The organism is Lachnospira hominis (ex Hitch et al. 2025) (genome assembly GCF_040096395.1).
GTDB classification, from domain to species: Bacteria; Bacillota; Clostridia; order Lachnospirales; family Lachnospiraceae; genus Lachnospira; species Lachnospira hominis.
Map to the genome: position 1 here is coordinate 25725 of NZ_JBBMES010000021.1, position 17938 is coordinate 43662.

The following is a 17938-nucleotide window of genomic DNA, read 5'->3' on the forward strand; positions in this document are numbered from 1 at the left end:
GTTAATTTATAGAGAACAGCTCTCCTCCCTCTTTTCACTGCCCGACAAAAACGGGCAGTGTTTTTTTACCTGAAAATTCACTTGCATTACATGAAACATTAACGGCTTATGCCTGATTTCCACATTTCAGCTCTTAACGCATAATAATAAATGAAGCTATCATACATACAACTCCAATAACAACAAATATAATGCCTGTTTTTTTCTCTTTTGCATACTTAGGCTGTTTTCTGTCATCTTTATCACGGTTATCGTAGAAAAGATACCACTGCTTTTTTGCATCATTAATCTTAACTATTCCGATAAAACAGAATACCAGACCTATAAGAAATACCATAAATCCCAAAAATGGTACAAACGATGTTCCTGCATGTGCTTCAGCATCATTAAAGTTAATCTCACATGCAAACATTGCAGCATTTGCTGCGAGCGTAGATAATATTGTCATATAAATTGCCTCCTTTTTTGATTTTTCTGCCACCTCTATATATATCATACGAAATCTGTAATATAACCGCTACAAATTCTGTTCACATTATACAATATATGAATGTTTCTAACAACAAAATTTAGCTTTTAATTTGTCTGAATATAATGTATAATATTTCTATGTTGATAGTTAAAATATTTTATTCGGGAGGTATATCTTATGTTAGTTAATGCTACAGATATGTTGAACAAGGCCCGTGAGGGCAAATATGCAGTAGGTCACTTCAACATTAACAATCTTGAGTGGGCTAAGTCTATTCTTCTTACTGCACAGGAGATGAATGCACCTGTTATCCTCGGCGTTTCTGAAGGTGCCGGAAAGTATATGGGCGGCTTCAAAGTCGTTGCCGATATGGTTAAAGCTCTTACAGATTCTATGGAGATAACGGTTCCTGTTGCTCTTCACCTTGACCACGGAACATACGAAGGATGCTACAAGTGTATCAAAGCCGGATTTTCTTCTATAATGTTTGACGGCTCACATTATCCAATTGCAGAAAATGTTGAAAAGACAAAAGAACTCGTTGCCATTACTAAGGCTCTTGGCATGTCACTTGAAGCCGAAGTTGGTGCTATCGGCGGCGAAGAAGACGGTGTTATCGGTGCCGGAGAGTGTGCAGATCCTGATGAGTGCAAAGCAATTGCTGACCTCGGTGTCAATATGCTTGCAGCCGGAATTGGCAATATCCACGGCAAATATCCAGCTAACTGGAAAGGTTTAAGCTTTGAAACTCTTGAAGCTGTCAAAGCAAAAGTCGGCAATATGCCATTAGTTCTTCACGGTGGTACAGGTATCCCTGAGGATATGATTAAAAAAGCAATTTCTCTCGGTGTTGCCAAGATTAATGTTAATACAGAATGTCAGCTTGCATTTGCTGCTGCTACAAGAAAGTACATTGAAGAAGGAAAAGACCTTGAAGGCAAGGGATTTGACCCTAGAAAACTTTTAGCTCCTGGTACTGAAGCAATAAAACAGACTGTACGTGAAAAGATTACTCTTTTCGGTTCAGCCGGAAAGGCCTGATTATAATGGATTCAAAGCACTCTGATGATGACTACATCATTAATGATACAGAATACGAAGAAGATGAAGCTGACATTGCATTTGACAAGCAGGAAAAATCAAAAAAGAAAGGATCTGTAATACGACGTATAATTCTCATTATATGTATAATTGTCTTTTGTGTATCAGCTGGTATGCTCATAAAGATACTGCTCGAGTATAAGAAAGGTTCTGATATTTATAAAGATGTCCAGTCAGAGGTTCTTGACGATAAAACTCCGGTAACCGTTGAGATGCCTGAGGGCGAAGTTGAGATTCCTTTCAAATATAATCATGAAGCTCTCCTTGCAATCAATCCTGACGCCCAGGGGTATATTTATGTACCATCTGTGAATTTACGTCTGCCGATTGTCCAGGGAACAGATAATGAAAAGTATCTTGAAACCACAATTGACGGTTCCATTAATAAAAACGGCTGTCCTTTCATCGACTATCGTATAAAAGGCGGCATTACAGCAAGTCATGTAATAATATATGGTCACACATTATACAGCGGAACTATGTTCTCTTCTCTGCATAAATACCGCAATTCCGGTTTTTATTCTACAGAAGGTAATGACAAGTTCTACATTTATACACAGGATAAGATTAAAGAGTATCAGATTTTCAGTGTGTATCTTACTGACCCGGTCAGCGACACATTTACATTTAATTTCCCTGATATTGCATCCATGAGACAATATGCAATGCAACGTAAGGAACTGACCATGTATGAAACAACGGGTGATGTGAGTGAAGCAACTCAGATTATCACACTTTCAACATGTGCAGATAATCTTACTAAACGTCTCATAATACATGGCAGTTATATCGGTGAATCTGTTATACCGTAGAACAGCATATTTCTGACACGGTTCATTCCGTACCAGCTTGCTATTTGGCGGTTTTGTACTCTATAAAATTAAATTTTTAAATAATTTTCAAAAAAACACTTGCATAATAAATGTTTTTGAGTTATTTTATTTAAAGACAGATAATTGTCGTAATTTAATAGCAGAACAAAGGCGTTCCAATTTATATACTTCTTGATATAAATGGGAATGCCTTTTTTAGTTCTACTATCTAAATAATAAATACATATAAAGGAAGGAAGACAAAGACATGAGTGAAAAGATTAATGTTGCTGAGATTTTCGGCGAAAACGTGTTTAACGACACAGTTATGAAAGAACGTCTGCCAAAAAACGTTTACAAGAATCTTAAACTTGCAATGAAAGGTGAGAAGGAATTACAGCTCGCAGATGCAGATGTTATTGCTAATGAAATGAAAGATTGGGCTATTGAGAAAGGTGCCACACATTATACACATTGGTTCCAGCCTCTCACAGGCTCTACTGCTGAAAAACATGATTCTTTCATCTCTGCACCTAACGAAAACGGTAAAGTTCTTATGGAGTTCTCCGGTAAGGAACTTATTAAAGGTGAGCCAGATGCTTCTTCATTCCCTTCAGGCGGATTAAGAGCAACATTTGAAGCAAGAGGTTATACAGCATGGGACTGCACTTCACCTGCATTTGTACGTGAAGATGCAACAGGTGCTACTCTTTGCATCCCTACAGCTTTCTGTTCTTATACAGGTGAAGCTCTTGACCAGAAGACACCTCTTCTTCGTTCAATGGATGCAATCAACGAACAGTCTCTCCGTATTTTAAAATTATTCGGCAATACAACTTCAAAGAAAGTAACTCCTTCTGTTGGTGCTGAACAGGAATATTTCATTGTAGACAGAGATAAATACTTACAGAGAAAAGACTTAATCTTCTCAGGACGTACACTTTTCGGTGCTATGCCTCCTAAGGGTCAGGAACTTGATGACCATTACTTCGGTGCTATCCGTGAAAGAATCGGTGCATTCATGAAGGATGTCAACAAGGAACTCTGGAAAATGGGTGTTTCAGCAAAGACACAGCATAACGAAGTTGCTCCTGCACAGCATGAGCTTGCTCCAATCTATGCACAGTGCAATACAGCTACAGATAACAACCAGCTTACAATGGAAGTATTAAAGAAAGTTGCTTATCGCCACAATCTTGTATGTCTTCTCCATGAGAAGCCATTCGCAGGTGTTAACGGTTCAGGTAAGCACAACAACTGGTCAATCACAACAGATGATGGCATTAATCTCTTAGACCCGGGTAAAACTCCTCACGAAAACATCCAGTTCCTTCTTGTACTTGGTGCCGTAATGAAGGCAGTTGACACTCACGCAGACCTTCTTCGTGAATCCGCTTCTGACGTTGGTAACGATCACAGACTTGGTGCTAACGAAGCTCCTCCAGCAATCATTTCTATGTTCCTTGGCGAGCAGTTAGAGGACGTAGTTATGCAGCTTATCGACAAAGGTGATGCTACTAACTCAATACAGAAGGGCAAATTAAAGACTGGTGCTTCTACACTTCCTGATTTAAATAAAGATGCTACAGACAGAAACAGAACATCACCATTCGCTTTCACAGGTAACAAGTTTGAATTCCGTATGGTTGGTTCTTCTGATTCAATCGCTCCTGCAAATGTTGTATTAAATACAATCGTTGCAGAAAGCTTCAGGGAAATTGCTGATGAACTTGAAAAGGCTGACAACTTTGACATGGCTTGCCATGATATGATTAAGAAACTCTTCACAGAACATCACAGAATTGTATTTAACGGAAATGGTTATTCTGATGAATGGGTTGAAGAAGCCGAAAGAAGAGGTCTTCCAAATATCAAATCCATGGTTGATGCTGTTCCAGCTCTTACAGCACCTAAGGCTATTAAGCTCTTTGAATCATTTGGTGTATTTACAGAGTCAGAATTAAGATCAAGAGCCGAAATCAAGTACGAAGCTTACGCTAAGGCTATCAATATTGAAGCTAAATCTATGATTGATATTGCAAGCAAGCACATCATCCCAGCTGTTGTTTCATATACAACAGAGCTCGCTAATTCAGTTATCGCAGTAAGCGAAGCTGGGGTTGACAGTTCTACACAGAAAGAACTTCTCGATGAAGTTACTAAATACTTAAAAGAAATGAAGGCTGCTTTGAAAAAGCTTACAGAAGTTACTGAAAAAGCTTCTGATATTACTGAAGGTAAAGAGCAGGCAACATATTTCAGAGATGTTGTTAAGGTTGCAATGGATGAATTGAGAGCTCCTGCTGACGAGCTTGAAATGATTGTTGACAAGGAATTCTGGCCATTCCCTTCATATGGCGATTTATTATTCGAGGTTTAATTCTCATCAGAGTTAAATAAATTTTTGTCTTCCAAAAAGGACTTCGCAGGTTAATCCGCGAAGTCCTTTTGTATTGTTTATAATTAATTATTTTTTCTGACTGATTATTCCGGATAAGTAAGTCTGTCAGGTGTCGGATTATCAAGAACTTCTCTCTTGAACTTGTCCATGTAAATCTGTGCAAGTTTGAGGTTATTATCAAGATAATTACCACAATCCCTCGGAGAATATCCTGGAATCTCACCCTTATAAGAAAGCACGAAATCAGCGGCTTCTCTCAATACATCAAGAATATCTTCAGAGTTAAGCTCCCCTGCAAATATTACATAAAATCCTGTACGGCAGCCCATAGGTCCAAAATATATTGTCTTTTCACTCCATACAGGGTGGTTTCTTAAAAATGTAGCAACAAGATGTTCTATTGAATGAATTCCCGGATTATCCATAGGTGGCTCAAGATTTGGTCTTGTAAAACGTAAATCAAATGTTGTCACAACTTCACTTCCGATGTAATCACGTCTTGAAACGTATACACCCGGAAGCAGATTCAGATGATTAACTGTAAAACTTGCTATTTTGTTCATAATATTTAACCTCTTTCCTTTAATGTTTTATTTATTACTTTTCCTTTAGAAATATTACTTTTCTGTTATCTTCATCGGACTCTATCCTGAATATGTTTATTCCCGAAATGAACTTCTGAAGTGTAGAATAACCGTATTCTTTAACCTTAAAGTTAGGATATTTTCCATGTATTTTCTGTCCGAGAGCACCTAAATCTATGCCGTTTTTTCCGGCTTTTTTTACATACTCTTTTGCAAACTGAACTACTTTTTCTTTGACATCATTGTCTTCTTTTAATGCCACATGGACAGTATTGTTTTCTTTTATCAACACAAAGCTGTCAATTTCGTCTATAAATGTAGAAAGTGAACTGTAACCATACTGTCTGACATCAAAGTCATTATATTTTTTCTGTATGCGGCTTCCAATTTCTCCAAGCCCTGTTCTCCTGCCTTTGTTGTTATTTTCGTTAATTATCTCAATAATTACATTTTCAATCTCCGAAACCTTTACAACATTATGCTTAACTGCAGGCTTCTTGCCTTTTGTACTGATTTCATCATCTTCCGACTCTGCCTCATAAAGTATTTCCAAATCTGTAAATACCGTACAAGCCGCACGGAATGATCTCGGAGTTTTACTCTCTCCCATTCCGATTACATCCATTCCCGACTCTTTCAGTCTTATTGCAAGTCTTGTAAAATCCCCATCACTTGACACAATACAGAATCCATCTACATTTCCTGTATACAGAATATCCATGGCATCAATTATCAGCGTCGAATCAGTAGCATTCTTGCCGACAGTATTAGCAAACTGCTGCATTGCCTGAATTCCGCTATCCCTTACAAGTCTCCGCCATTTTGATGACTGCTGGCTTGTAAAATCACAATATATTCTTTTATATGTTGCAATACCGTATTTTGTCATTTCATTCAAAATACTGTCCAGATATTTCGACGAAATGTTATCCCCGTCAATTAGCACTGCATATTTTTTCTCTTCCATAATAATTCTCCGTTTCGTGTCTGCGTTTACATCTGATGACGAACAATCTTGTACTCGTCATTGCTCTGATAATACGGACAATATGTTCTGCTTGAACTTAAAAATCTTGCATAATCGTCCTCGTCCATGTTTACGTCACACACATATGATTCAATTTCATCATCATAAACAAGATTATTACAAAAATCACAGCTTGTCTCAGTCTTTTTCTTTTTTACCACATTGTCCTCCTGAATTAATTTCTCTCTTTATAATATCATATACTTCTTTAAGCGGCACATTATTTTTTTTGGCAATAGCTGCCGCACTTTCGTATTCCGGATAAAATACTTTTGAATCACCGGAATCACATACCTTGACAACCGCATTTCCAAGCGGTGTGACAATCTCGGAAATTTCTCTTTTTAAAATTGTCCTCTCCATTTTCTGCCTGCGGATTCCTATAGTTGTTGTCTCTGCAAATATTATATTTTCTAGAGTTTTAATATTTTCCTCTTTGCAGATAACCGTAATAAGCCATCCTGGTCTGTTCTTCTTCATAAAAACAGGCATGTAATTAACTTCCCTCGCACCGGCATTATAAAGACGGTCCATGACATAGCCCAATATTTCACCTGTGCAGTCGTCTATATTGCTCTCAAGTTTATATATATAATCTGCCTCTTCACAGCCGTTATTGGCTTTGCCACGCTCTGATTCTGCGTCGGTCTCTATAATCATCGCTCTCAAAATGCTTGGTCTTTCGTATGTACGTTTCCCCGCACCGATACCGATTTTTTTGATTATATATTTATCCGGAAGCCTGTCTGTAGTTCTTACCGCAGCCGCAACCGCCGCACCTGTCGGTGTTATAAATTCACCTTTTATATCCATCTGATTAACTGCAATTCCGTACTCTGCAATTATATTGGCAACAGCCGGCACCGGTACCGGAAGTATTCCGTGCTGGCAGCGTACAGTTCCACAGCCCTCATTCATCGATGGTATGCACACCTCGTCAACTGCCAGATTATCAAGGCATACTGACACCGCAATTATATCAGCAATCGAGTCTATTGCCCCGACCTCATGAAAATGGACATGATTTATGTCTGTTCCATGTGCTTTTGCTTCAGCCTGTGCCAGAATTGTAAATATCTTTACAGCCAGTGCTCTTGCATTTTCTGTCATATGAGTTTTATCTATTATAGCAATAACATCAGATAAATTTCTATGCTCATGATGATGTTCATTATGATGTTCATGCGTATGCCCATCCTCGTGAACATGTTCATGGGCATGATGATGTGTATCTTCTTGTAAATGTGTATGGTCATGTCCAAAAAGATACTCCATATCGTGGTCATGATTTTCATGATCTTTATCAAGCACAACATTAAAATCACAGCAGTCAAGACCTGACTTGCTTACTCTGCCTATTTTTATATCAAACCCATGTGCAGGAATTGTTTTTAATACTTCAAGCAGCACTTTTTCGTCTGCACCGGCATCGAGAAGCGATGCAACTGCCATATCCCCGCTGATTCCTGAACTACATTCCCAATATAATATTTTCTTTTTTGCCAAATTATTTTCCTCCCGCAAGTCTGTTAATCTGTGTTGCAACATATCCGGCACCAAATCCATTATCAATGTTTACAACTGTAACACCGTTGGCACACGAATTAATCATTGTAAGAAGTGCCGAAAGACCACCCATGCTTGCACCGTAACCGACCGACGTAGGCACAGCAATAACCGGATTTTTTACAAGACCACCAAGAACGCTTGCCAAAGCTCCTTCCATTCCGGCAACGGCAACAACACAATTTGCTTTCTGTATAACTTCCATCTTTGACAACAGTCTGTGAAGACCGCTTACTCCTACATCATAGATTCTGTCAACGTATGTTCCAAAAAATTCTGCTGTCTGTGCTGCTTCTTCTGCAACCGGAATATCAGCTGTTCCAGCACTGCACACAGCAATTCTTCCAGTCAGCTTTTTGTCGGTTTTTTCTATCTTTAATATTTTGGAAACCTCATCATACTGAACCTGTGAAAGTTTCTTCTTTACTATTTCATACTGATGTATTGAAGCTCTTGTGCCAAATACTTCGCCATTTTCTTCAAACATTTTACAATAAATAGATACAAGATAATCATCAGGTTTGTTACTGCAATATATAACCTCTGGAAATCCCTGGCGTACTTTCCTGTTTTCATCAAGTTTGGCGTATCCTAACTCTTCATATGGCTGTCTTCCAAACGCAAGTTCCGCCTCCTCTATAGAAAGACTTCCATCTTTTACTTTTCGCAAAATTGTTCTTGTATCCATATTTTCACTCTCCGTGATTATAATTATATTTGTATCATCCAAGTATTTTATCGACAAGTTCCTGTGATGTATCTACTATACATTCCGCTCCGTTCTGAATCAGAATTTCCTTTTCACGGAATCCCCACGAAACTATTATTCCGTCAACTCCTGCATTTTTTGCTGTTGCAATATCAACTTCGGAATCACCGATATAAACCGCATCTTTTCTGTCTGTTTTAAATTCGTCAAGAACAGCAAGAACCGCCTGCGGGTCAGGCTTTTTTTTGATTCCCATGCTTTCACGCTCACCATATACAGCATCAAATTTACCCGGGAAAAAATCATCACACAATATTTTTACTGCATAATCAGCCTTGTTTGATATAACTGCTGTCCTGCATCTTTCTTTGTGAAGCGAATCCAGTACATAATCAATTCCCGGATATTTTTCTGTCTTATCAGCACAATGTTTTCCATAATATTCCTTGAAATCTTCAAACACAACATCTGTCATGTGCTCATCTGTTCCTTTTGGAACAGCACGCACAACCAGTTTCCGTATTCCGTTACCTACGAATTTTGTTACTTCTTCAAGCGTTCTTTTGGGAAAACCATTTTTTTCAAGTGCATAATTCACACTATCTGCAAGATCTCTTATTGTATTGAGTAGCGTTCCGTCCAAATCAAATATCGCAAGTTTATAGCTCATGCTAATCTTTCTCCATTCCGGTCTTTTTAATATATTGTAACACTATATCTATAACTCCGTCTACTCCAAGTCTGCATGCATCAAGACACAAATCATAATTGCCCGCATATCCCCATGTCTCATCTGTATAATACTTATGATATGCTGCTCTTCTCTCATCTGTCGAATCAACCGTTTTTTCTGCTTCACGCACATTCACATTGTGTTTTTTCATAATATTTCCAACGCGTATCTGTCTGTTTCCACTTAAAAATATTCTTAAAACATTATGGTCTGTGCCATATGCAAAATTACCACATCTGCCTATTAAAAGAAATGATTCACCTTTTATTACAGCACTGAGTGCTTTCCTGGGAGTATCTTTCACTGTCTCACACTCATCCGATATAATTGCAGCAAGAAACTCATTTGCCTGTTTCTCCGAAAAGAAATTTGGATATTTGCTATAAATTCCGGCCTATTTTGCCATCTGTGTTACGGACTTTTTATCGTATACAGGAATTCCAAGTTTTTCTCCCAGCTTTTCTCCAATCAAATCACCATAGCATCCACATTCTCTTGCGATTGTAATAATCATAGCCAAAAACCTCCAATTACATAAAATTACTGAAAAGTGTTGCCCCAAATACTGTAAGAATTCCCGCAACCGCTATTGAAAGACTGCTCATTGCACCCTCAATTTCACCCATTTCCATAGCTTTTGCTGTTCCTATTGCATGTGAAGCTGAACCAATTGCAATTCCCTTAGCTATTGGTTCATTTATTCTGAATATTTTACAGATAAGTTCTGCAAATATATTTCCAAGTACACCAGTGATAACTATTACTGCAACTGTAATTGTAACGTAACCACCAAGTTCTTCAGAGACACCCATACCGATTGCTGTTGTTATTGACTTTGGAAGAAGTGTCACATACTCGGTATGTCCAAGTCCAAAAAGCTTTGCCATAATAAATATTGTTAAAAGGCTGGCAAGCACTCCGGCGACAATTCCTGCCGCAACTGCCGCAAAATTCTTTTTAAGAAGTGATATCTGCTCATAAAGCGGTATTGCAAGGCACACTGTTGATGGTGTCAGAAGCCAGCTAAGATATTTTGCTCCCGTATTATATGTATCATAATCAACGTTAAGTGCAAATAATATTACCATTGTAACTGCAATTGCTATAAGAAGCGGATTAAATATTCCAAGTTTAAACCTTTTCTTAAGATACATGCCAAGCATGTATGAAACAAGGCTTATTGTAACCCCTGCGAATGCTGAGTTAATAAAAAATTCATTCATCATAATTATCTCCATTTTTCTTTCTTGTAATTCTGATAACTGCCTGTGACACAAGACCGCCTGCTGCCATAACTACAACAAGTGAAACAACTGTTATAACACTGACCGGTACAAGAAGAGGCTTTAACACGCCCCATGATGACATAAGTCCTACACCGGCAGGAATGAACATAAGAGGCATAATTTCAATAAGAAACTTTCCTGTCTCACGTACATCTTTCAACTTAATTATACCTGTTAAAAGTGCAATGAAAAGAATTGCCATTCCATAAATGCTTGCAGGAATCGGAAGCGGCAGAATATATTTTAATATTTCGCCGGCAAGCGATATTCCTATAATGATAAGAAACTGCTTTACGTACTTCATATATTTTTCCTCATTTCATCTTTTCTCAACAAATGTGTACTCCCTTTTTGGGGCTATGTCAATAGACTTTTCGGCATAAACATAAAAAAAACAGGCGATTGCCGTTACAGCCCTCGCCCATTCTATACTTTTCTAATTCTTGATATATTAAATAGTACCTGTTACCACCAAAGTGCTTATTCCCGGACTTATATTCCACACGCCCGTTACTTCGTCCCGTGTAAATGTCGCCGCAGGAACCGTTATCTGACCCGAATTGGTTGCAAACGCTCCCGTGGTTTCATTATAAGAATAATTGGCAGGTGAACTCCATGCTGTCTGATTAAACGTAACGGAAATATTTGACAGCACAGGGTCAAACACGTCTGTAACCACAACTCCCGTAGAAGCATCTGCTGCCACGTTACCGGAATTTTGTATTAAAAATGTATATGTCAGTGTGCCGTTTTCCGTAACAGGAACAGGACTTACAGATTTAGTAATTGTAAGAACCGGCGTACTTTCTACAGTTATTTCTTCTTCAGCTGTAATAGGTGTTATGCCTGTTCCGGCAACAATTGCTGTATTATTTATAACTGAGGTTGTATCAAGTGGTGCAAATTCATTAACTGCTGCCTCATATACAACTGTAACACTGCCTCCTGCCGGAACCGTTATTCCTGACACTACAAGTGGCGGTCCGGCTGTAACAACAGCTGATGGCTGTAATACACCATTTACATAATATTTTACAGTTCCGTCAATATACGTAAGTGGAACAAGTGTTGTTGTTCCAAATGTATATTCTCCAAGATTATCAGTTACTGAAATACCTGTAATCGGAGTTGTTCCCGAATTAACAATACTGACAATATACGTAACTGTATCACTCTGTCCGTAGGTATTTCTCACTGCCGTTTTTGTAGCCGAGAGCACCTCCAGAATTTCTCATACCGCTATATTGGAATTTGTAACGGCATTGCCGTAACGAAGTTGTGCCTGATTTGTAAATCTTGCCATATTCAATAGTTTCCTTTCATATATTCGGTTATACTATAATATATGACAAAAAGATTTTTAGTTTACACTTCATAAATAATTACAATATTTAAAATATTGCAAGTCCGTTAAAAATAAATACTGTAATCAATACAACTACAGCCATTACAATAGGAACCACTGCTGCATTTTTCTTTCTGGCGGCAAAAGTTCCCGACAATAAAGCCGCTGCCGTAACAACAAATCCTGTTATTATTCTCAATACAATTCTTATAATAAGAAATCCTGCTATACTTGATGACAATATAATTTTTTGTATGACAGCATTTCTGCCGATTCCTTTTCCAAGATAATCCCCGATAAATGAAAGACTCACAAGCGGAGCATTTTTATACGTCAGATTATACATTCGGCTTAAAAATCCCAAATCAACTATACTTAATATAAGTACAACCGCCGCAGAAAAAATAATAGCTGCAAAATCCCGCTTTAAAGCAAGTTTTTTTCTTCCCTCTGCCGATGTATTCTCAATAATATTCATACCCGTCGAATATCGTATTTCTGCCCCTCTTGAAACCACAATAAATATTATTGCAGCCATAAGTCCGACAAGTACACATTCCCTAAGTCTGCCATACTTTCCAAAAAACTGCTCATATCCCCTGTCAGAGATAAGCCATCCTTTTTTATTATATTGATTTTCTATATTTGCAAGATAATCTATTTTATTTATTAATTCTTCTTTATTCTGAATTGCATATTTTAACGTCTGTGCCGCATTTACAGCATAAAGAAATTCGTCATCCGAAACTTCCCGGTTTTTATATGCCTCCTGCATATCTTTAAGCTGTATCTGAATACTGTCATACCTGCTGTTAAGTTCGTCAATCTCACTCTTTAGCTGTGAATAATCTTCTCCGCCTTTTTGAATATATATATTATCATATTCCTTTTGTGACTCGGAAAATACCATTTTCCCTGAACCGCATATATATAATGTAAGAACAAGTCCTATTGCAATTACAAAAAATCCTTTTCCCGTAAATATCAGTTTATGCATTTCTTTAATCACAGGCGGATATAACGCAAATATTCTCTGATATAACTCTCCCGCTTTATTAAACAATTTTTTTAGCACATTTTGTGCTCCGAATGGTCTCAATGTAACACTCTTTATAAGTGCCGCCACAGACATTATTATTGTTACAACTGCCATTCCGGTTATAATTAAAACTTTTGATGAGACAACAAATGTTTTAAATCCCCAATTTGCATATTTCGCCAAAAGAGTATTAATATCAAAAAAATTAATAATATTAACCACTCTCAGAAAACTTATACGGCTCTGCAAACTTATATTTTTATAAAGCAGATACTCGGCTCCCGCAAATATTACACTGCCTATAAGTACAACATTTCTGTTTCTTATAACAGTAAATAACGCCAAAATTATACTTCCGAACATTGCAAGTACAAACGATGCAATTAAACAGAGCAGACACATATATGCCGCCATATTGCATTTTATTGTAAATCCGCTCATCGTCTCTATCGACTGAACAGGTGCTTTCCATATTCCAGATACTCTGTATAACAAAACAGATACAATAACTGTTGATACAAAATATATGAATGTAAGCACAAACGCATATATCCACACAAATATAAATCTTTTCAACGCAAGTATCATACGTCCGCTTTTTGAACTGTGAACTATCTGCCACATACCATTATCACGCTCTTTAAAGCACTCATATATCATCACAATCATACATACAGCCAGCAAATAATATGTATATTTATATTCTATTGTCTTTTCAATGCACGTATCATTCACAAGCACAACCTTAACATCAGCTATCCTGCTATAATCCTCAGCCGTCTTTAAGATATTGTTATATGAATAACTTTTTTTATTTGAAAACAGCTTCTTTCCACGCATCTGTTCTGCCTGTTGAAGACATTCGTTTACCTGACTTGTAAAACCCGATAAATATTTAAGTTTCTTTCTCAGTCTTACAAGTGATGCCGATGATTCTTTACCATCTTCTTTATCCTGTTTTATAATCTGTGTAACATCTTCAAACATTCCCTCAAAATCCGATTCTTCTCTCTGCGTTTTCAAACGGCTGATTAAATCGGAATACTGCCTGCTGTCGGATATTACATCATTAATATTTCGTCCTTCAAGCTGGCCGTACAAAAAAAGTGCTATATTAAGAAGCATACACAATATAACTGTTATAATTAATTTTTTAGTTAATATCCTTTTATATTCCTGCATACTTCACCCCCATAACACGACATTTTTATTATTTAAGTTCTGTCCACTTACATTCTTTACCCATATCGTCTTTTTTAATATAAGCAAGTCCGCTCTTTGAACCGCTTGAGCTTTTTTCCTCAAATTCAACCTCCGCAAACATATAATCCTCATCTCCAAAAAATGCAAATGTTTCACCTTTGCAGCTAATTGTATTTATAAGCTTGCCATCTGTTGAATATACGACACATTTTCTGTCATATGTCTGGTAACTTCTTGCGGCTTCAATCGACCAGAAACGATTATCTGCATATACATATTTTCCATCAAAAGAGAGTTCCATTTTTCTGGTTTCTTCGCTTCCATCAAAAATTTTATTTTTTTCTTTTGATTTTACGTTATAGCAATACATGCCGTCATTATATTCATAATAATAAATATTCCCTGAAACTTCATCTATACAATAATCTGTTATACTGCCTTCTAATACTTTGCCTGCTGTTCCGGTCTTATAATCATACGCATAAAGACTGTTGTATCTGCTGTTCATAATTACCGTATTTGCTTGTTCATCTTTACTCATTGTCGCTGTTTCTATAAGAAAGTAAAGTCTTTCCCCATAGCTTTTTGCCCTTGTTATTGCGGCACCTGTACCTGTATATTCCAGAACTGTCTCTTCTTTTTTACCATCAAGCGAATAACGCTTTATTGTCTCTACAGCCTCTTCTTCATTTCCCAAATGTCCAAGCAGATTGTATACATACACATAATCATCATGGAACACGAGATTTGTTCCGCTCTCACCACCATACGCATATACAACGGCTATTTTTTCCCTTGTACTTCCGTCAGTTGAAAATCTTACAAGATACCCATTCGTATCAAGAAGATATACATTATCTTTGTAATAATAAACCGCACTGTCCAAATAATATGTTGTTGTCTGTCTGTTCTTTGAATACTGGTACCCAACATAGGCATTACATTCCATATTATCATGTGTGCAATCCGCTTTCCCGCACACAGGATAACATTCCTTGGTATCTTTATCAAAAAACAACAGGAAAAAAGCGTTATTCCATTTACCTATATAATAATATCCGCCATCAGCCGCCGCAAATGTGTGCACATATGTACCCCAATACGGCTGCGAATCATCTTTTGACACGCCTATATCATTAATCTCTGTTTTTTCCATATCATTTTTTAAAACAGCTTTAGATACTTTTTTTTTACCGCACCCCGTCAAAGCCGTTATTCCAATACAAATAATCATTACAACAGCTATTAATTTTTTTGTCATACGCATCCCTCCGTTTACTGTTTTTATTCTTCTAATGTAAGGCGGTATAATATAAACATTTTGTCCGACTCTTTTGGTGGCATATTTTCGTTAAATTCCAAAATATAATATGCTTCTTTTACACTTTCATCATTATACTTTACCTTAACCCCTATTATTGTATCGTTAAATGAATTCTGATATAATATAGATGAATTCTCATGGTCATCTGCCCTACCATAATACTCTGCAATCACGGCAAGATATACTATATCGTTACAGTCTCCGCTAATTGTAATGTATGGTGACGGGTTATATCCTCCGTTTGACTGAGCTTGTCTTACAATTTTTGCCTGCTGATATTCATTTACAAATGTTCCCGGTTTGTTATACACTGTATATGTTATTTCACTGATATTTTGCTTTTCTATATCTGCCGGAAGTTCCCACTCTTTATGATATATTTGCAAATCGTATGGTTCACCTTTATAAGAATCGCTCGGGTCACTTGTCGGTCTGTTATATCCACACCAATAACACTAATAATCAATATATTGCACAAATGACTTATCTTTTATATTTTTATTTAAAACAGGATATGTTATCTCATAACTCAAATATTTTTCTTTCTTATATGATATTCCATTCTCTTCATATGTTTCTGATTTCTGAGGTTCTGCTATAATCCCCGATTCATGTGTTGCCTTTTTTTCTTTGCAGCCCGCAAAAATAATTGCTATAATACCTAATAAAATTATTAACGTATTTTTGAACTTCATCATAACAACCTCCCAAACTGCCAACGTATATCTTCTGTTTGTACTCATTTTATTCTTCTAATGTAAGGCGGTATATATAGTAGATTTTATATGGTTCTTTTTTATTTCCTTCAGGATAATATTCAATGCTGTAATAAGCATTTTCTGTACTTCCATCTGCATACCTTGCGTTTACGCCTATTATTGTTTGGTCAAATGACAACTCCATTGTTTCGCTTGTCATCTTTTCAACAAAGCCATAATATTCCGACACAATACACAAATATAAATCTCCCGTATAATCTGATGTAACTGTACAACTTGAGTCTAATTTATACCCTCCCGATAACTGTGCATTTTTGATAACTTTACTTGTCTGCAATTCTTTTACAAATGTTCCGGTTCTGTTATACACAGTATATGTAACATCAGATAAATTTTCCCTGCTTATGTCATCAGGTAATGTCCATAATTTATGATATGTCCATAAATGATACGGCTCTCCTTTATAAGTTTCATTAACACTGTGTGCAGGCTTTTCGTACCCATAACATGTATATTGATTGTCGCCGTATTGAATAAAAGTTTTATCAACTATTTTTTTATCTAAACTGGGATATGTTATCTCATATCCTATATAACTTTCTCTTGTAAAATTAACCCCATTTTCTTCGTATGTTTCTACTTTAGGTTCCTCAAGAGCACCCGATTCATGTGTTGCCTTTTTTTCTTTGCAGCCTGCAAAAATAATTGCTATAATACCTAAAAAAATTATTAACGTATTTTTAAACTTCATTATAACAACCTCCCTTCTAACACATAAAAACAGTTGTGAATTTTTGTTAATTAACATCCCATATTTTTAATTTGTTATCACCTCCGCAATCACGACCTAAAACAATGCACTATCTGATTTTATATTACATTATTCGACACTATTTTCAATGATAACTCTGTGAACGAGGGGTATAACTCTTTTTGTGTATATTTTTCACACAATTCAAACTATTATTTTATTGTACTGTCCGGAAATTTATTAAAAAGATATTTTTAGACTGATTCTAAGAATTCTCCCCTCTGTTAAGCTTATATTCAATACAAGCCTTTTTTAACGCACTCATTTTTCTCGCTGTCACAGGTATGAATTCATCGTATATCTTTATACGTCGTCCTGCCTCGTCCAGCTCTTTAATTCGTTGTATATTCACAACATAAGACCTTGATATTTTAAAAAAGACACACTTATCAAGGATTTCTTCCACTACAACAAGTGAATCGTCACTCCTGAATGTTTCACCTTTGGCAAAAATCTGCGTCTCACTGTTATATGCCCTAATATAATCTATATCACGCATATTTATATTATAAAATATTCTGTCTTTACTTACTCTGATTTTATCGGAAATATTTTTTATCCCCATATTCTTTTGCACCTCTCATTCATAATGTACTCATTTCAAAACAAATATTATAGCTATATAATTACACTTTAGTCATATATTGTCAAGTATATTGTAATTTTTAAACAGTTTTTTTATTGGCACAAATCATTTCGCATGCTTCGCGGATTCAACAGGATCACGACCCATAACTATGAGAAACACGCTCCGCGAGTTTCTCAAGTTATCGCGGCAGTCGCCAAGGTCTCGTGCAAGCACGGAC

Annotated in this window: 19 protein-coding genes and 1 pseudogene; 3 read left to right on the forward strand and 17 right to left on the reverse strand. The window is 36.6% G+C overall.

Annotation, left to right across the window (positions count from 1 at the left end):
- Positions 1-133: 133 nt before the first annotated feature.
- Complete coding sequence (locus WMO38_RS13255) at positions 134-448, reverse strand: hypothetical protein (protein WP_021865653.1); 315 nt, start codon at positions 446-448, stop codon at positions 134-136.
- 201 nt (positions 449-649) lie between these two features.
- Here WMO38_RS13255 and fba point away from each other — a divergent pair, with 201 nt between their 5' ends.
- The 3 genes from fba to WMO38_RS13270 all read left to right on the forward strand — a co-directional run bounded on the left by fba (position 650) and on the right by WMO38_RS13270 (position 4765).
- Positions 650-1513 carry a class II fructose-1,6-bisphosphate aldolase gene (fba, locus tag WMO38_RS13260; protein WP_021865654.1) on the forward strand — a complete coding sequence of 288 codons (864 nt, stop codon included), beginning with the start codon at positions 650-652 and terminating at the stop codon, positions 1511-1513.
- Between the two features lie 5 nt (positions 1514-1518).
- Positions 1519-2385, forward strand: a complete 867-nt coding sequence (locus tag WMO38_RS13265; RefSeq protein WP_349163026.1) for a class B sortase — start codon at positions 1519-1521, stop codon at positions 2383-2385.
- Between the two features lie 268 nt (positions 2386-2653).
- Positions 2654-4765, forward strand: a complete 2112-nt coding sequence (locus WMO38_RS13270; RefSeq protein WP_349163027.1) for a glutamine synthetase III family protein — start codon at positions 2654-2656, stop codon at positions 4763-4765.
- 104 nt (positions 4766-4869) lie between these two features.
- On the opposite strand, the gene WMO38_RS13275 is transcribed toward WMO38_RS13270, so the two are convergent.
- The 16 genes and pseudogenes from WMO38_RS13275 to WMO38_RS13350 form a co-directional block, all read right to left on the reverse strand.
- Positions 4870-5349: an S-ribosylhomocysteine lyase gene (locus WMO38_RS13275; protein ID WP_349163028.1), complete on the reverse strand. Its 480-nt coding sequence runs from the start codon at positions 5347-5349 to the stop codon at positions 4870-4872.
- Between the two features lie 34 nt (positions 5350-5383).
- Positions 5384-6337 (reverse strand): NYN domain-containing protein, encoded by a 954-nt coding sequence (locus WMO38_RS13280; RefSeq protein ID WP_021865658.1) that lies wholly within the window; start codon positions 6335-6337, stop codon positions 5384-5386.
- Between the two features lie 26 nt (positions 6338-6363).
- Positions 6364-6558 carry a DUF6472 family protein gene (locus WMO38_RS13285; RefSeq protein ID WP_021865659.1) on the reverse strand — a complete coding sequence of 65 codons (195 nt, stop codon included), beginning with the start codon at positions 6556-6558 and terminating at the stop codon, positions 6364-6366.
- Positions 6536-7903: a nickel pincer cofactor biosynthesis protein LarC gene (gene larC, locus WMO38_RS13290; protein WP_349163029.1), complete on the reverse strand. Its 1368-nt coding sequence runs from the start codon at positions 7901-7903 to the stop codon at positions 6536-6538. The genes WMO38_RS13285 and larC overlap by 23 nt, the downstream gene beginning before the upstream one ends.
- A 1-nt stretch (position 7904) precedes the next feature.
- Entirely contained in the window at positions 7905-8651 is a 747-nt protein-coding gene (gene larB, locus WMO38_RS13295) for a nickel pincer cofactor biosynthesis protein LarB (RefSeq protein ID WP_349163030.1), read from the reverse strand.
- 34 nt (positions 8652-8685) lie between these two features.
- Positions 8686-9342: an HAD family hydrolase gene (locus WMO38_RS13300; protein WP_349163031.1), complete on the reverse strand. Its 657-nt coding sequence runs from the start codon at positions 9340-9342 to the stop codon at positions 8686-8688.
- Position 9343: 1 nt separating this feature from the next.
- Positions 9344-9919: pseudogene (locus tag WMO38_RS13305) on the reverse strand (cytidylate kinase-like family protein).
- 16 nt (positions 9920-9935) lie between these two features.
- Complete coding sequence (locus WMO38_RS13310) at positions 9936-10628, reverse strand: LrgB family protein (protein WP_349163041.1); 693 nt, start codon at positions 10626-10628, stop codon at positions 9936-9938.
- On the reverse strand, positions 10621-10995 hold the full coding sequence (locus tag WMO38_RS13315; protein ID WP_349163032.1) for a CidA/LrgA family protein: 375 nt from the start codon (positions 10993-10995) through the stop codon (positions 10621-10623). The genes WMO38_RS13310 and WMO38_RS13315 overlap by 8 nt, the downstream gene beginning before the upstream one ends.
- A 147-nt stretch (positions 10996-11142) precedes the next feature.
- Entirely contained in the window at positions 11143-11910 is a 768-nt protein-coding gene (locus WMO38_RS13320) for a hypothetical protein (protein ID WP_349163033.1), read from the reverse strand.
- 172 nt (positions 11911-12082) lie between these two features.
- Complete coding sequence (locus WMO38_RS13325; RefSeq protein WP_349163034.1) at positions 12083-14257, reverse strand: ABC-2 transporter permease; 2175 nt, start codon at positions 14255-14257, stop codon at positions 12083-12085.
- Positions 14258-14285: 28 nt separating this feature from the next.
- The gene (locus WMO38_RS13330; RefSeq protein ID WP_349163035.1) at positions 14286-15539 is read right to left on the reverse strand and encodes a hypothetical protein; all 1254 of its coding nucleotides are present in this window, start codon (positions 15537-15539) and stop codon (positions 14286-14288) included.
- A gap of 23 nt (positions 15540-15562) precedes the next feature.
- The gene (locus WMO38_RS13335; protein ID WP_349163036.1) at positions 15563-15988 is read right to left on the reverse strand and encodes a hypothetical protein; all 426 of its coding nucleotides are present in this window, start codon (positions 15986-15988) and stop codon (positions 15563-15565) included.
- Between the two features lie 69 nt (positions 15989-16057).
- Positions 16058-16300: a hypothetical protein gene (locus WMO38_RS13340; RefSeq protein ID WP_349163037.1), complete on the reverse strand. Its 243-nt coding sequence runs from the start codon at positions 16298-16300 to the stop codon at positions 16058-16060.
- A gap of 46 nt (positions 16301-16346) precedes the next feature.
- A complete protein-coding gene (locus WMO38_RS13345; protein WP_349163039.1) occupies positions 16347-17072 on the reverse strand; it encodes a hypothetical protein in 726 nt (241 codons plus the stop codon).
- Between the two features lie 265 nt (positions 17073-17337).
- Positions 17338-17697: a LytR/AlgR family response regulator transcription factor gene (locus tag WMO38_RS13350; RefSeq protein ID WP_349163040.1), complete on the reverse strand. Its 360-nt coding sequence runs from the start codon at positions 17695-17697 to the stop codon at positions 17338-17340.
- Positions 17698-17938: the final 241 nt, after the last annotated feature.

What these genes read in the sequence shown, in the direction of transcription:
- larB (WP_349163030.1), bottom strand. Translation starts at nt 8,651, where the DNA reads ATGGATACAAGAACAATTTTGCGAAAAGTAAAAGATGGAAGTCTTTCT.
- WMO38_RS13265 (WP_349163026.1), top strand. Translation starts at nt 1,519, where the DNA reads ATGGATTCAAAGCACTCTGATGATGACTACATCATTAATGATACAGAA.
- WMO38_RS13315 (WP_349163032.1), bottom strand. Translation starts at nt 10,995, where the DNA reads ATGAAGTACGTAAAGCAGTTTCTTATCATTATAGGAATATCGCTTGCC.
- WMO38_RS13300 (WP_349163031.1), bottom strand. Translation starts at nt 9,342, where the DNA reads ATGAGCTATAAACTTGCGATATTTGATTTGGACGGAACGCTACTCAAT.
- WMO38_RS13350 (WP_349163040.1), bottom strand. Translation starts at nt 17,697, where the DNA reads ATGGGGATAAAAAATATTTCCGATAAAATCAGAGTAAGTAAAGACAGA.
- WMO38_RS13270 (WP_349163027.1), top strand. Translation starts at nt 2,654, where the DNA reads ATGAGTGAAAAGATTAATGTTGCTGAGATTTTCGGCGAAAACGTGTTT.
- WMO38_RS13310 (WP_349163041.1), bottom strand. Translation starts at nt 10,628, where the DNA reads ATGAATGAATTTTTTATTAACTCAGCATTCGCAGGGGTTACAATAAGC.
- WMO38_RS13275 (WP_349163028.1), bottom strand. Translation starts at nt 5,349, where the DNA reads ATGAACAAAATAGCAAGTTTTACAGTTAATCATCTGAATCTGCTTCCG.
- WMO38_RS13345 (WP_349163039.1), bottom strand. Translation starts at nt 17,072, where the DNA reads ATGAAGTTTAAAAATACGTTAATAATTTTTTTAGGTATTATAGCAATT.
- WMO38_RS13280 (WP_021865658.1), bottom strand. Translation starts at nt 6,337, where the DNA reads ATGGAAGAGAAAAAATATGCAGTGCTAATTGACGGGGATAACATTTCG.
- WMO38_RS13340 (WP_349163037.1), bottom strand. Translation starts at nt 16,300, where the DNA reads ATGATGAAGTTCAAAAATACGTTAATAATTTTATTAGGTATTATAGCA.
- WMO38_RS13325 (WP_349163034.1), bottom strand. Translation starts at nt 14,257, where the DNA reads ATGCAGGAATATAAAAGGATATTAACTAAAAAATTAATTATAACAGTT.
- WMO38_RS13255 (WP_021865653.1), bottom strand. Translation starts at nt 448, where the DNA reads ATGACAATATTATCTACGCTCGCAGCAAATGCTGCAATGTTTGCATGT.
- WMO38_RS13330 (WP_349163035.1), bottom strand. Translation starts at nt 15,539, where the DNA reads ATGACAAAAAAATTAATAGCTGTTGTAATGATTATTTGTATTGGAATA.
- fba (WP_021865654.1), top strand. Translation starts at nt 650, where the DNA reads ATGTTAGTTAATGCTACAGATATGTTGAACAAGGCCCGTGAGGGCAAA.